Source organism: Glaciihabitans tibetensis, assembly GCF_003003265.1.
In the GTDB taxonomy this organism is placed as follows: domain Bacteria; phylum Actinomycetota; class Actinomycetes; order Actinomycetales; family Microbacteriaceae; genus Glaciihabitans; species Glaciihabitans tibetensis.
The window spans coordinates 282663-295621 of the sequence record NZ_PVTL01000004.1; the positions used below are offsets into that span (position 1 = coordinate 282663).

The 12959-nt window shown below is 66.6% G+C and carries 11 protein-coding genes; 4 read left to right on the top strand and 7 right to left on the bottom strand.

The window, feature by feature from the left end; all coding sequences use genetic code 11:
- Together B0I08_RS09395 and B0I08_RS09405 are read right to left on the bottom strand one after the other, a co-directional pair.
- Complete coding sequence (locus tag B0I08_RS09395; RefSeq protein WP_106212120.1) at positions 1–777, bottom strand: hypothetical protein; 777 nt, start codon at positions 775–777, stop codon at positions 1–3.
- Between the two features lie 196 nt (positions 778–973).
- Positions 974–1735, bottom strand: a complete 762-nt coding sequence (locus B0I08_RS09405; protein ID WP_245884726.1) for a TetR/AcrR family transcriptional regulator — start codon at positions 1733–1735, stop codon at positions 974–976.
- Between the two features lie 277 nt (positions 1736–2012).
- Between B0I08_RS09405 and B0I08_RS09410 the strand changes: the two genes are divergently transcribed.
- From B0I08_RS09410 to B0I08_RS09420, 3 genes are read left to right on the top strand one after another with little or no spacing between them, the layout of a single operon-like run.
- Complete coding sequence (locus tag B0I08_RS09410) at positions 2013–2690, top strand: hypothetical protein (RefSeq protein WP_106212122.1); 678 nt, start codon at positions 2013–2015, stop codon at positions 2688–2690.
- A complete protein-coding gene (locus tag B0I08_RS09415; protein ID WP_106212124.1) occupies positions 2687–3325 on the top strand; it encodes a hypothetical protein in 639 nt (212 codons plus the stop codon). The genes B0I08_RS09410 and B0I08_RS09415 overlap by 4 nt, the downstream gene beginning before the upstream one ends.
- A complete protein-coding gene (locus B0I08_RS09420; protein ID WP_146134375.1) occupies positions 3322–3873 on the top strand; it encodes a hypothetical protein in 552 nt (183 codons plus the stop codon). The genes B0I08_RS09415 and B0I08_RS09420 overlap by 4 nt, the downstream gene beginning before the upstream one ends.
- Here the strand turns inward: B0I08_RS09420 and B0I08_RS09425 are convergent.
- The 3 genes from B0I08_RS09425 to B0I08_RS09435 form a co-directional block, all read right to left on the bottom strand.
- Entirely contained in the window at positions 3844–5115 is a 1272-nt protein-coding gene (locus B0I08_RS09425) for a hypothetical protein (protein ID WP_106212128.1), read from the bottom strand. The two genes, B0I08_RS09420 and B0I08_RS09425, sit on opposite strands and share 30 nt — an antisense overlap.
- A 67-nt stretch (positions 5116–5182) precedes the next feature.
- Complete coding sequence (locus tag B0I08_RS09430; RefSeq protein ID WP_245884727.1) at positions 5183–6007, bottom strand: hypothetical protein; 825 nt, start codon at positions 6005–6007, stop codon at positions 5183–5185.
- 20 nt (positions 6008–6027) lie between these two features.
- Positions 6028–8661, bottom strand: coding sequence for a DUF4062 domain-containing protein (locus B0I08_RS09435; RefSeq protein ID WP_181243359.1), 2634 nt, complete (start codon positions 8659–8661; stop codon positions 6028–6030).
- 142 nt (positions 8662–8803) lie between these two features.
- Here B0I08_RS09435 and B0I08_RS09440 point away from each other — a divergent pair, with 142 nt between their 5' ends.
- Positions 8804–10459: an NAD(P)/FAD-dependent oxidoreductase gene (locus tag B0I08_RS09440; RefSeq protein WP_106212134.1), complete on the top strand. Its 1656-nt coding sequence runs from the start codon at positions 8804–8806 to the stop codon at positions 10457–10459.
- A gap of 20 nt (positions 10460–10479) precedes the next feature.
- Here B0I08_RS09440 and B0I08_RS09445 read toward each other — a convergent pair whose 3' ends face one another.
- Both B0I08_RS09445 and B0I08_RS09450 read right to left on the bottom strand, forming a co-directional pair.
- On the bottom strand, positions 10480–12192 hold the full coding sequence (locus tag B0I08_RS09445) for an AMP-binding protein (RefSeq protein WP_106212136.1): 1713 nt from the start codon (positions 12190–12192) through the stop codon (positions 10480–10482).
- A gap of 13 nt (positions 12193–12205) precedes the next feature.
- Entirely contained in the window at positions 12206–12934 is a 729-nt protein-coding gene (locus B0I08_RS09450) for a glutamine amidotransferase (RefSeq protein ID WP_106212138.1), read from the bottom strand.
- Positions 12935–12959 lie beyond the last annotated feature (25 nt).

Sequence of the window (12959 nt, forward strand, 5' to 3'; positions counted from 1 at the left end):
TCACTTGCTCCCGAGATAGTGACCGACGCGGTCGAGGATACGGTTGACGTTGTCGACCATCGCGATATACCCGCGCATCGACAAGCGACCATCGCTGATACACACCACCGCGCTGAGGTCGCCGGAGAGTATCCCGCCCGCGACTTCGAGGCTGGAGAACGTCAGCACGCCGCGTGGAGACGGTGACGGCGTGGCGACAAACGTGGCGTGGTGATCGCGCATTCGGAGGTGATAGGCGAGGGCGCCGGTCACCTCGAGCGCGACGTCTCCGTCCGGAGTGTTGTGTGCGCTGAACTTGCCGCTGCGGTCTTCATTGGCCACCTGCGCCAGGGCGGACGCCGCGACATGCATCGTCAGAATGATGCTGGTTTCGCGACGCTCCGGGTCGGCGAGAAACTCGTCGGTCGGCTGAAGATAGCGACCGAGCAGGTCGGTCAGCGGGCTGAAGACCGCGGTGAGGAACCGCAGCTGCGCGGGCAGTCCCCACGGGATCGGCTGGGCGGTGCCGGCAATGACCCGGTTGAAATGTGTGACCGAAGTGAAGGCGAGTGAAACGGCCGAGGCCCCCGGTGCGCTGCCAAGCCGCACGTCGTTCCGGGTGAATGTAAGCGATTCACGTGGTCCTCCGGCCACCCGGAACGCAATCGTTGTGGGATGTTTTACGCCGGCAAGGATTGATTTTGCTTCGGGAACCAGCTCGGCCAGCAGCGGGAGCGTCCCCAGGACCGAATACATGTTGATGTAGGCGGTGACGCGTGGATCCGTTTCAGTGAGCATCAGCGACTCTCCGTCGCGGGATGGGACGAAAACGTGGGCGGTTCAGTCGGCACGGGCGAATCCTTCTGTCGTGGACGGTGCGATGGAGGGTCAGGCGGGCGAGGGTCAGGCGGGAGAGGGTCAGGCGGGAGAGGGTCAGGCGGCGGAGGGTCAGGCGGAGGTAGACGGGAGCGATGGTGGGTCAGGCGTAGGTTGATCAGGCGGAATTAGACGGCGCGGCGGCGAGCGCCGCGAGCGCCGCTGCCGCGAGAGCTGCCGACCGCCGAGCCGCCGCACCGTCGCGGTCGGCGAGCCACGTGGTGGTGATCCCGTCGAGCACAACCACCAGGAGCCGGGCGGCTTCTGCCAACGGCACGGTGATTTCCTGGGCGGCGGCGACGCTCGCCAGCTGCAGCAGGTGCTCGGCCGAGCGATAGTAGGCCCGGTACTGCCCGGTGGCCCCGGCCACAGACTCGCGGCGGCGTGTTGCCCAGAGGTGCAGCTCGAGCAGCGCCTGCTCACGCTCGGGATGCGCCTCCAGAATCTCGATGTAACGCTCAATGCCGCGCAGCAGCACGGTGTGCAACTGCGGGCGCGTGCCCCCGGTGACCAGGGTTGCTTCTGCGGCCATCCTCTCGTCGCCGGTCACGCGCTCAATCACCGCTTCGAGCAGGGCGTCGCGGGACTCGAACGCATAGTGGAAGCTCCCGAGCGACATCCCGGCCTCCGCGACGATCGCCCGAGTGGTGCTGGCGGCAAGGCCGTCCCTCGCGATCACCACAATTGCAGATTCGATGAGGATGTCGCGGCGGCCTGCCACCGGCATGCGACGCACGGGCGCGGCGGCGTTCACCGGCACTCCGGCGTTCACCGACATCCCGGCGTTCACCGACATCCCGGCGTTCACCGGCACTCCGGCATCCACAGGCACTTCAGGGTTCACATGCACTCCAGCATCCGCGGGCACTCCAGCGTTCATAGGCACCGCGTTCAATCCCGGGACCCACGCGATCGAGTGGGTCGAGCGACTTGGTCAACTGACCAACTGGACTAAATCTCGCCTAACCACGGCATCCCGCGCAACGATTTCCGCGAGGTTTTACGAACCCGAAACAACGTCACAAGCTGGAAACATTGTCACTGGGCCGGTCCCGAGACCGAGCTAGTCAGACGATGTCTATTCAGCGCCCGTGGCCAGGCGTTTTCTATGAGGAACCTATCCGCGAGAGGTGAAAGATGCCCACTAGTCTGAGCTTGTGACAGAGCCCGCTCCGCAACCTCGCACGAACGCATGGAGGGCACGAGCGATCCGGCTTTCCGACCGGGTCCCGACGAAGTGGTTCATCACCGGGCTGTCGATCCTGTTCCTCATCGCGTCAGCCGCATTCGGGGGGCTGGCGGACGCCGCCACGCCCGCTCTCCCCGAACTGAAGCCGGGCGACAGCTTCGCTGGTTCCGAGTTGAAGATCTCCGTGGTGGGCGCCGTGCTGATCGACGCGTTCCCCGCGCAATCCATTGAACCCGCCGAGGGCAATCGCCTGCTGGTGGTGCGCGCGGTCGTGGAAAACCTCTGGGACAAGCCCGTACCCACCCTCAATGGCGTCGGCGCCGCAGACAACCTGCGTCCCGTGGACGTGGACGGCCTCGACGCCGACGAAAAGCCACTGACCGTCGCGATCGTGAGCGATGGCACGATCTCTCCCGCGCTCCAGCCCGGCGTTCCCGTCGAGCTTGCGTTCATCTGGGAAGTTTCCGCCGGTGCGCTCAGCGACGAGGCCAGGCTGCGAGTCAACATCTTCGACAAGGTCTACTCGCGGGGTGGAGGGGTCGCCTACGGCGAGCGCTTCATCGATCCCTTCGTCGCGGCGTACACGGAGCTTGCCGTCAATGATGTCGGCGCAGGTGCCACCGCCGAGAGTGAGCAGAACCCGTGACCGCGCGCCGTCTTGCCAACCGACACCACAGGCTCCGTCCACGCTCGCGGAATCAGCACTGGCTCGGTCAGGTCGGCCACGCCGCCGGATTCATCGCCCTCCTCGTGGCCGCAGCAGTGGTCACCGAAACCACGCCGTCGAACGAATTCTGGCAGGGCCCGATTCCGGTCCCCGGCGAGATCAACGAGACGCTGACCGGCCGGAACATCGAAGCCACGGTGTCCGAGGTGCGTGTCGCACGTTCGGTGAGAGCCGACACGGGATGGCTGGGCGAGACCTCGGGCATCTGGGTGGTGGTCGACGTGAGCGTCGCCGCGGTCGTCGATGACAACCGCGCTGTGCTCGGAACGGCCGAACTCGAAATCGGATCGGTGGTGTACAGCGCCTCGACCCGGCCCGCTACTGCCAGCCTGGCGCTCAAGCCCTTGGCAACCGGGATTCCACGACGCGGGACACTGGTATTCGAGATTCCCGAGACCGTGCTCGAGTCCGAAGCGGCCGGGGACACCCACATCCACCTCGCCGCCAACGGTGATCCGCGGAGCGACTCGCTGATCGTGGTCCCCGTGGACCTGACCGCCGTGACCGTCGAGGACACCCTCGCCATCGAAAGCCCGGAATGGGACGCCCGATGAAACGCTGGCTGCGCAGGAACTTTCTCGGCCTGATCGCAATCGTGTTGTTGGTGCCGGCAACCGTGGCGATCACCTTCGCAAACGAACTGGGTTCGTACGACCGGTCCCGCGCTACGGAGGCCATTTCCGTGGCAGCTGCCGACCCCGCGGACTACGCGGGGACCGGCTGGCAGCTGACGGACGTGCGTCGAATTCCGTGGGGCAGCGACGAGGGCGCGGATGCGGGTATTCCCCGGGGTACCGACCTGGTCCTTGTCACGGTGGAGGTCACTCCAGACAGGTTAGACGCAGACGGCCTGCCGCCCCTCTGCATCGTTCGCCTCGACGAGATGGACGGCACCTCCGTCCAGCGCAGCTGGGCAAACGCCTCCTCCGACCTCAGCGACTACCGCGCGAGCGAGGGTGTCGAGTCGTATTGCACACGCGAAACGGTGGACCCCTACCTCCTGGAGTCGATCTTTCTGGTGCCCTCTGATGCCAGCGACGAGCTGGCTATGGGGGTGCAGGTAGAGCAGGAACTACCCCGCTACCTCAGCCTTCGGCTCTAGATCGGCGCCGTCCTCGCGGCGCTCCTCGAGCCGGCGCAGGCAGAAGTCGTAGGCGGCCGCGATCAGGCAGATCTGCAGGGGCTCGAGGATCACGTTGACGGCGAACAGCAGCATCCCGTCGAAATGCATCCACCAGGACACGAGGTCGTGGGGGCCGATGATACGAACGCCGGCGAAGAGCAGCCACGTTGTCGCGGACTCGAGCACGGTGTGCGCCAGCACGAACAGCCCCATCGGGAGCACGCCGGCCTTCCAGATCAGCACGAGAGCGTTGGCCAGGGGTGTCCAGCGGCCCACAAAGTCGGCCCCGATGTCCTTGGCCCTGCGGCGTACCCCCTGCGGCACGGCCTGGATTCGGCTGCGGGCGCCGGTGTAATAGCGGTGCGTCGTCGGGAAGGCCACCTTCGGCTTCGCGAGGGCCCGCCCGTACACGATGCCGGCCAGGGTGAGCCACGCGATCGGGAAGAGCAGCAGCCCGCCAGCCTGGGCGACCGCCCATTCGAGTCCGCCCATCGCCACTCCGAGCGGGGCAAACGCCGCAGCTATCGACGCGACGAATTCGTCGAACGTCTGGGTCGCCGTCCGGGAGGCGACCCAGCCCTGAAGGTCCTTGGTGTACGTGCTGATGAGAAAGAGGGTGAGGTAGACCCAGACGGACTCCAGGTATACCGCTACGAGGTTGGTCCACCGCGGCAAGCGGGAGGCATACCGCTTGAGCAGGTACCGGCCGGCGTAGGCGATGACGATGACCGAGATGGATGCCACGTTGAGTTCGAGTTCCAACGGGCGGCCACCGGGTCTGTCATCGAACACGTTGACCTTGGACAGGGCGGATTGCGCGTACTGGATCGTGTCATCCGCGAGGAGCTGCCAGGCCGCGTAGAACGCGAAGAACGGCACGATGGTGACGAGGAAGATGTCCTGCACCCGGCCGCGCGGGTCAGGCAGCGCTGTGTCCTCGGGGGCGGCCGCACGGTCGACGGCATCCTCACCCTTGCTGCGCAGGTCAGTAAACGCGGGCATCGCCTCCCTGAGCGTCAGGAACATGGCGATGTAGCTGGCAAGCCGCGCAAGGATGGCCAGCGGCATGATCAGCAGCCCGGCCAGGGCGCTGGTCGCGCCAAAAGTGGCCGCCAGCTCGATCAGCAGGTACCGGGCCAGCCACCCCGCGAGATACCACGCGAGCAGCACCGGCCACCGGGCAGCGACGAGTCGCGCGGCGCGAGTCAGAATCGTGAACACGGGCTCAGGCTACAGGTGCGCTGACCCTGGCGCTGCACGGCGCTGCACCACGCTGCATCAGGCCGGGTCAGGGGTGACGAGGCGCAACGCGCTGGAGCTGGAGCCGTCGTTCGCAGTAGACGTAGAGCCAGGCGTACCCGATCACTGCGGCCCCAATCATCCCCACGAACAAGGGCGACGCGATTCGCTCGCCGCGGAGATCACTGCCGGAGAGGAGCAATGCCAGCACTATGAACGCGAGGCTGACGAGTTGCGCCTGCATCATCCACTTGAACGAAGTCCACCGGTCGTCCACCAGCATCCAGGCGTTGACGGCGCCGGGCAGCGTCAGGATCGCGCCGACCACCCGCCCGGTCAGGGGCGTCACGTCCCATGCCCACACGTCCACTACCGCGGCGGGAAAGACGAACAGCAGCGCTCCCGCCAGCAGTGATGCCAGGCCGAGCGACGCGAAGGCCAATCGTGCGAACAGGGGAATGCGGATGTCGGTGTCCTCGGGTTTCCCCGTGTCCGCGGTGCGGTTCAGCACCCACACCACCACGATCAGCACGGGTGTGGTCACGTAGAGCACGGCCCAGACAATGAACGAGAGGTGCCCGGGATGGAATCGGTCCCAGTGCAGCAGCGTCGCGATTGCCAGCAGCGACGCGAACAGAAAGACGGCGGGAATCCCGTACTGCACCCGGTGCCACCGGCGCAATCGCAGCAGGTTGGCGAAATAGACCAGCCCGCCGACGTAGGCAGCACCCAGCAGCATCGCGGTGAGGGGAGGCGCAATCGTCCACGCGAAGAGGGCGTCTGTGCGGGTGGCGAACCCGATCAGCAACACCGCGGCCACCGCAAGAAACGGAAGGATCACCAGCGCCACCACGCGCGTGAAGGGGTGGATCATGTCACGTTCCATCTCGCCGCCTACACCCGTAACGCCAGATCGACGGCTTCCGCGGACGTCAGCGCTCGCCCCGCCGTCCGCGCGGCCTCGAACTGCTGCGCCGTCGCTGGCCCACGCAGCTGCTCCACAAACGAGCTGTGGAAAGAGAAACTGCCCGCGTTATAGATTCCGTTCAGTTCCCTCAGGCACTCTGAAGCGCCGAGGAGCGCACCCGCGGTATCGACGTCCCCGCCGGCTGCCGCGACAGCAACGAATCCCTCGAGCCCGTAGGCGATGCCCTCACCGTGCGCCAGCCGTGCCGACAGAATGAGACTTTCGCTGAACGCGTTCCGAGCCGCGTCCCGGTCACCGAGAAACAGGCTGGCCCATCCGAGGTGGTTCAGCGCGACGCCCTCGCCCAGTTCGTCGCTCACCTGTCGCGCCAGGGCCAGACTGCGGCGGAACCGTTCGAGAGCCTCCGTCGTTCGCTGTTGCAACAGCTCGACTCGCCCCATGGTGACCAGGGCCATCGCCTGGCCCCACAGGTTGCCCGAATCGCTGAACAGCTTGAGACTGCGTTCCATCACCTGCTCGGCCCGCGGCGGATCGGGGGTGCGCGCTACCAGCATCGCCAACGCGAGAGAAACGAGCGCGAGCGCCTCCCCCGCTGCATCCCCCTCTTCGTGGAACAGCTCGGCGGATTCGGTCAGGCCGGGCACCACCCGATCGTCCGGGTCCTGCCAGAAGGAAATCGCGCAGGTGTAGTAGAGCGCGATCGCCCGGGCCAGGCCATCCAGCTTCGCTCCGTCACGGGCGCCGGCATCGAGCACTTCCTGCATCCAGCCGACTACCTCACCGCGATTGCCATCCACCCACCAGTAGATGTACAGCGACCAGGCGAATCGGGTGGCGGCACGAAGGTCGTTTTTGTCGAGCAGGTACCGCACCGCACTTCGCAAGTTATCGCGATCGTGACCGAGTTGCTCCACCCAACGCCCCTGCTGTGCCCCGAGCAGCTGACCGGAGGCCGCCGTCGCGAGAGCGACGAAGTAGTCTGCGTGGCGCCGCCTGAGGTACTCCAGCGTTCCCGCGCGCTGCAGTTCTTCGAGCGCGTATTCCTTGACGGTGGAGAGCATGGAGAAGTACGCGTGCTCGCCTCGATCCTCCTGGCGCACCAGCGAGTTGTCGACGAGTCGTCCGAGCAGGGTGAGGATGTCGGTCGGCATGGTTTCCGGAGCCTCGGCGGTCATCGCAGCGACTGCCTCGACTGCCTCGAGGGAAAATGCGCCGTCGAACACACCGAGGGCGGACAGCAGGTTCTTCTCCTGCGCATTGAGCAGCTGCGTGCTCCACTCGATCGTGCGCCGCAGGGTTTGCTGGCGAACGGGCAGGTCGCGCGGGCCGCCCTCGAGCAAAGGTAGCCGCCGGTTCAGGCGCGCGAGCATGGCCGCTGGTGGCAACAGTCGCACTCGGGCAGCGGCGAGTTCCAGCGCCAGCGGAACTCCGTCGAGCGCGACGCAGATCTTGCCGATGGCGATGTAGTTCGACTCTGTTACCTCGAAGTCCGGCTTGACCGAATGGACGCGCTCGACGAACAACGCGACCGCGGGTGCCGCGATCACCTCAGCCAGACTGGCCCGCCCGCTCAGGGCGGGCAGCTCGAGTGGACCGACCTCAAAACCCCGCTCAGCGCTCAGGCGCAACAGCGTGCGGCTCGTCAGCAGGAGGTGAAGCTGCGGCGCTTCGACGAGCAGTTCGCTGACGGTGTCTGCCGCATCGATGATCTGCTCAAAATTGTCCAGCAGGAGCAGCATCTTGCGGGAGCGCAGCGCGCCAATCACCTTGGCCTTCAGCGGGGTGTCCCCCGCATCGCGGATGCCGAGAGCGTCCGCGATGGCGTTGACAACCAGGAGTGGGTCATGAACCGCCGCGAGGTCGACAAAATAGGTGCCGCCGGCAAACTCGCCGGAGAGCCGGCTCGCCACATCGATTGCGAGCCGACTCTTGCCGATCCCGCCCGGGCCGGTGACGGTCACGAGGCGGGCACCATCCACGCCGATCATGCGCTCCAGCGCTTCGACCTCGGTCTGCCTGCCGATGAGCTCGGTGAGTGGCACCGGAAGTCTCCGTGCTTCCTGACGGGCGGGCGCCGGTGTCGGCGCGGGCGCGCTCGAAGGCGCTGTCTCGGTACGGCGGCTCTGGTCGAAACGCTCGGCGAGCAGGGTCGCAAGGTCGCCCTCCACGAGCACGGCCAGCTCGCGAGCGGTCGAGAAGTACTTGAACGACGCGGTGTCATCCTCGCGAATCTGGTTGAGCAGCTCGCCCAGCCGTGGCTCGCGCTCGCCTGCCGTCTCTTTGATATAGATCAGCTTCGGCAGGGCGGGAGCCAGGATGTACTCGTCCTCGAGGCCCGACACCGTCTCCCCGGGCGCCACCCAGCCGTATCGTTCCCAGTAGAGGCCAACAAACACATCGCTCTGCGCGAGGTACGCCCGATACAGCTCCCGCGGCGGGTGAGGCCGGGCGCCGAGCTCGAACATCACCGGCGCGAGGTGCAGCCGCTCCACCGCTGAGCGGGTCGACTTGCGTTCCTCCGCGAGCTCCTTGAGGGTCGAACTCACGAACACGCGGAGCCGTTGGTCCGGCGTGCGGATGCCAAGCGGAGCAGTCGTCATGTCAGGAATTCTGAGGGTCGGGGGCTTCACCTGTCCACCCCCGTGCGGGTTACACTCACAGCTATTCAGTGACGAAGCCGTAGTAAGAGATGCCGCAGTAAAAGATGCCGCAGTGAAGAAGCCGCAGTGAAGAGGCGCACCCATGACGGAACCAGCTCCCTCGAGCCTCCCGCTCATCGTGCTGTCGGCCGGGTCTGCCACCGCCCGGTCCCTGGTCGCCGGGCAACTCCAGCGGCGCTACCCGGCGGATTACCGCATCGTGGTTGCTGCGAATCCCGCGAACGCGCGGGCGACCCTCGACCAGGCCGGCGCGGAACACCAGCAGCTCGCCCTGCTGCTGTCGGACGGCGACGAGCCTCTCTTCGCCGCCGCTCGTCGCCTCTTTCCCGATTCCCGTCGCGGGCTGCTGATTGACTGGGGGTCGTGGTCCGAACGGTCAACCGCGCGTCGGGTGCTCGAGCTGATGGCGACGAATCACATCGACTCCTACGTGGTGACACCGCGCGAGAGCCGCGACGAGGGTTTCCACCGCACCGTGACCGAGTTACTGCACGAGTGGGAGCGTGCCGCGGGCGCGCTCCCGGGCGGCCGACCCGACATCACCGTGGCCGGTCATGACGCACTGCCGCGCACCCACGAGATCCGGCGCTTTCTGTCGCGGGCGACGGTACCTTTCGAGTCGGTCACCCTGAACAGCGCGGCATCCCCCAATGTGCGTCTGGGAGACGGTCGGGTGTTGGTCGCACCCGACAACACCCAGCTGGCCACGGCCATCGGGCTCGACACGTCCGTTCCCACCGACGAACTCGTCGACCTCGCGATCGTTGGTGCCGGACCCGCCGGGCTCGCCGCGGCAGTGTATGCCGCATCGGAGGGGCTGAACACGCTGGTCGTCGAGCGGGACGCCGTCGGAGGGCAGGCGGGTTCGAGCTCGTTGATCCGCAACTACCTCGGCTTCTCGCGGGGCGTGTCCGGCGCCGATCTGTCCCAGCGCGCTTACCAGCAGGCGTGGACCTTTGGCGCCCGGTTCGCGCACACCCGGGAGGTAATCGGTATGTCAAGCGAACGGGACTGGTTCGCTCTTCGGGTGTCTCCCGAAGACACCGTGCGCGCTCGATCGGTCGTCCTGGCCACGGGCGTGACCTACCGCAGGCTCAGCCTCGCCGGGCTGGAGCCCTGGGTCGGATCCGCAGTCTTCTACGGCGTCTCCGCGGTCGAGGCCAAGGCTCAGGCAGGCAGGATCGTGCACGTTGTCGGCGGGGGCAACTCTGCTGGCCAGGCCGCGCTCCACCTCGCCCGGTACGCGTCGTCTGTGACGATCATCGTGCGCGGCGCATCCCTCGCCGAAAGCATGTCGCAGTACCTCATCGACCAGCTCACAGCGGCCGGGGTGGTCATCGCCACCGAGGCGAAAGTCGTGGGGGGCGGGGGTTCGAACGACGGACTCGATCACCTCGTGGTGCGCAATCGCCAGAGTGGGGCGGATGCCACGGTTCGAAGCGACGCGCTGTTCATCACCATCGGGGCCGCACCACACACGCAGTGGCTGCCCGACGAGATACTGCGCGACCAGTGGGGCTTCGTCCTTACCGGAAACGACGTTCTGGCCGAGGGCGGCCGCCGGGCGTGGCCGCACAGCCGGCCGCCGGCCGCGCTCGAATCATCCGTCCCCGGAGTTTTCGCCGTCGGCGACGTGCGGCGCGCCTCGGTCAAGCGGGTCGCGAACGCGGTCGGTGAGGGATCGGTCGTGGTGTCGGCGGTGCACGCGTTCCTGGCGGAACGGGTGCCGGCGGGCTAGCTAAGGTTCAGCGCTGCTGCTCAGCTCGGCAGCCGGATCTCCGGAAACTGGTCATCGCGCCACTCGCCCTCAGGGGCAACGCCGGCAGCAGCCGCGCTGATCTCGAGCTCCCGGAGGTCGACCCGGCGAATCTTGCCCGAACTGGTTTTCGGCAACTCTGCGAACTCCACCCGCCGAACCCGCATGTAGGGCGGAAGCGCCTCGCGGGCGTGACGCAGCACCGCCGAGGCGGTCTCCGCGGTGTTCTCCCACCCCGGGGCGAGGTGGATGTAGGCCTTGGCGACGTTCAACCGAGTGGCATCCGGCGCCGGCACAACCGCGGCTTCGGCGACCGCGGGGTGTTCGAGCAGCACGCTCTCCACCTCAAAGGGCGACACCTTGTAGTCGGACGATTTGAAGATGTCGTCGGTGCGCCCGATGAAGGTCAGGTACCCGTTGGCGCCACGGCTGGCGACGTCGCCCGTGTGGAACAGGCCATCGCGGGTCGCCTGCGCTGTGCGCTCGTCATCGCCGTAGTAGCCGATCATCAGGTTGACCGGACGCACGGCCAGGTCGAGGCACACTTCACCCTCCTCCGCGGCCTCCCCGGTGAGCGGGTCCACCAGGCGAACGGTGACTCCGGGCAGGGGCAGCCCCATCGAGCCCGCCTTCAGCTCGCTGTCCGGCCCGTTACCCACGATCGCCGTGGTCTCGGTCTGCCCGTAGCCGTCGCGGATCACCAGCCCCCAGGCGCGCTGCACCTGCGAGATGACCTCGGGGTTCAGCGGTTCTCCGGCCGACAACAGTTCGCGCATCGCTTCCGGCCGTTCGCCGATGTGCGACTGGATCAGCATCCGCCACACCGTCGGCGGCGCGCAGAACGTCGTCACGCCGGCCCGGTGGATCTGCTGCACGAGCGCGGCGGGATCGAAGCGGGAGTAGTTGTACACAAACACGGTCGCTTCGGCGATCCACGGGGCGAAGAAGCAGCTCCACGCGTGCTTGCCCCAGCCGGGCGAGCTGATGGCCAGGTGGATGTCGCCGGGCTGCAGCCCGAGCCAGTACATGGTGCTCAGGTGCCCCACGGGGTACGAGGTCTGCGAGTGCACCACCATCTTCGGTTTGCTGGTCGTCCCCGAGGTGAAGTAGATCAGGGAGGGGTCGTCGGATGCCACGGTGTGAGCCACCGGGCGAGGTTCGACATCCCGGCTCTCAGAGAACCGAGTCCAGCCCGGGGTCGGCTCGCCCACGGCGATTCGCCCGAAGGTGCCGGCCACGCCGTCGAACTTGGCCGCGTCGTGGGAGTTCACAATCACGTGGGCGACGTCTCCCCGGCGCACGCGATCGTCGAGATCGGCCGTGCCGAGCATTTCGCTCGTCGGCAGGATGACGGCGCCGATCTTCATGATCGCGAGCATCGCCTCCCACAGCTCGACCTGGTTGCCGAGCATGACCATCACGTGGTCTCCACTGCGAATTCCCTGGTCGGTGAACCAGGTCGCAACCTGGTCGGAGCGGTGCGCCATTTCGTCGAAGCTGATCTTCTGCTCGCGACCGTCTTCTTCGACGATCCACAGTGCCGTTCGCGCGTTGCCCCTGGCTATAACGTCGAACCAGTCGGTGGCCCAATTGAACGAGCCCCCGACATCCGGCCAGACAAATTCCGCAGCGGCCCGCGCCTGGTCGGTGCGTAAAGCGACCAGGTGGTCCCGTGCTGCGCGAAAGTTCGAGGTCTGGTGCGAGGGGTGGTCCATACCTCTCATCATCTCAGGAGAACTGTTCGACGAATTTCCGCACGATCGTGGCCGGCTCCGTGACGGATGACCGGGTCACTTCTGCAATCACGTCATCGAACTCGGAGGGATCGAAGTATCCGCTGTTTTTGTAGATCCGGATCCGGGTGATGATGCTCTCCTGCGTCAGCTCAGGATGGAACTGCGTCGCGTAGACGTTCCGCCCCATCCGGAAGGCCTGCACCGGGCAGCGTGGGCCGGAGGCGAGCAGCACAGCACCCTCCGGCAGGCGGCTGCACGCTTCCTTGTGCCCGACAAATGCGTCGAAACGGGGAGGAAGGCCGCCGAACAGTTGGTCGCGGGCGCCAGCTGCGGTCAGTTCCACCGCGGTCGGTCCCGGTGGTTCCGACCACTGCCTGTCGACCACGCCGCCGAGGCGGGCGGTGACCAGGCCGATGCCGTAGCAGGCGCCCAGGAACGGGAAGTCCGCTGCGATCACCCGGTCGAGCAGATCGCCGAGTTCGTTTTCAACCCGCAGCTGGATGTCGCTTTTGCTCGCGACCGGGTCGCTCGTGTTGAACGAGCTCCCGCCAACAATGATGCCGGAGTACTCGTGCACGTCCAGTTTCCCCAGCGGCGCCTTGTCCAGGCGCAGCCGGACGAGCTGGTCTGGTTTGAGGCCACCCGCCTCGAGGAACCCGCGGTACTCGTCGTCGGCGGCTTCTTCTTCTGCGCGGGTCGCCAACAGCAGAAAGGGCTTCATCCCCCCATGGTATTGCGGCGAGAAT

Bases quoted from the DNA above. Each gene is read 5' to 3' on its own strand.
- B0I08_RS09450 (WP_106212138.1), bottom strand. From the start codon at position 12,934: ATGAAGCCCTTTCTGCTGTTGGCGACCCGCGCAGAAGAAGAAGCCGCC.
- B0I08_RS09440 (WP_106212134.1), top strand. From the start codon at position 8,804: ATGACGGAACCAGCTCCCTCGAGCCTCCCGCTCATCGTGCTGTCGGCC.
- B0I08_RS09395 (WP_106212120.1), bottom strand. From the start codon at position 777: ATGCTCACTGAAACGGATCCACGCGTCACCGCCTACATCAACATGTAT.
- B0I08_RS09405 (WP_245884726.1), bottom strand. From the start codon at position 1,735: ATGAACGCTGGAGTGCCCGCGGATGCTGGAGTGCATGTGAACCCTGAA.
- B0I08_RS09420 (WP_146134375.1), top strand. From the start codon at position 3,322: ATGAAACGCTGGCTGCGCAGGAACTTTCTCGGCCTGATCGCAATCGTG.
- B0I08_RS09445 (WP_106212136.1), bottom strand. From the start codon at position 12,192: ATGGACCACCCCTCGCACCAGACCTCGAACTTTCGCGCAGCACGGGAC.
- B0I08_RS09435 (WP_181243359.1), bottom strand. From the start codon at position 8,661: ATGACGACTGCTCCGCTTGGCATCCGCACGCCGGACCAACGGCTCCGC.
- B0I08_RS09430 (WP_245884727.1), bottom strand. From the start codon at position 6,007: ATGATCCACCCCTTCACGCGCGTGGTGGCGCTGGTGATCCTTCCGTTT.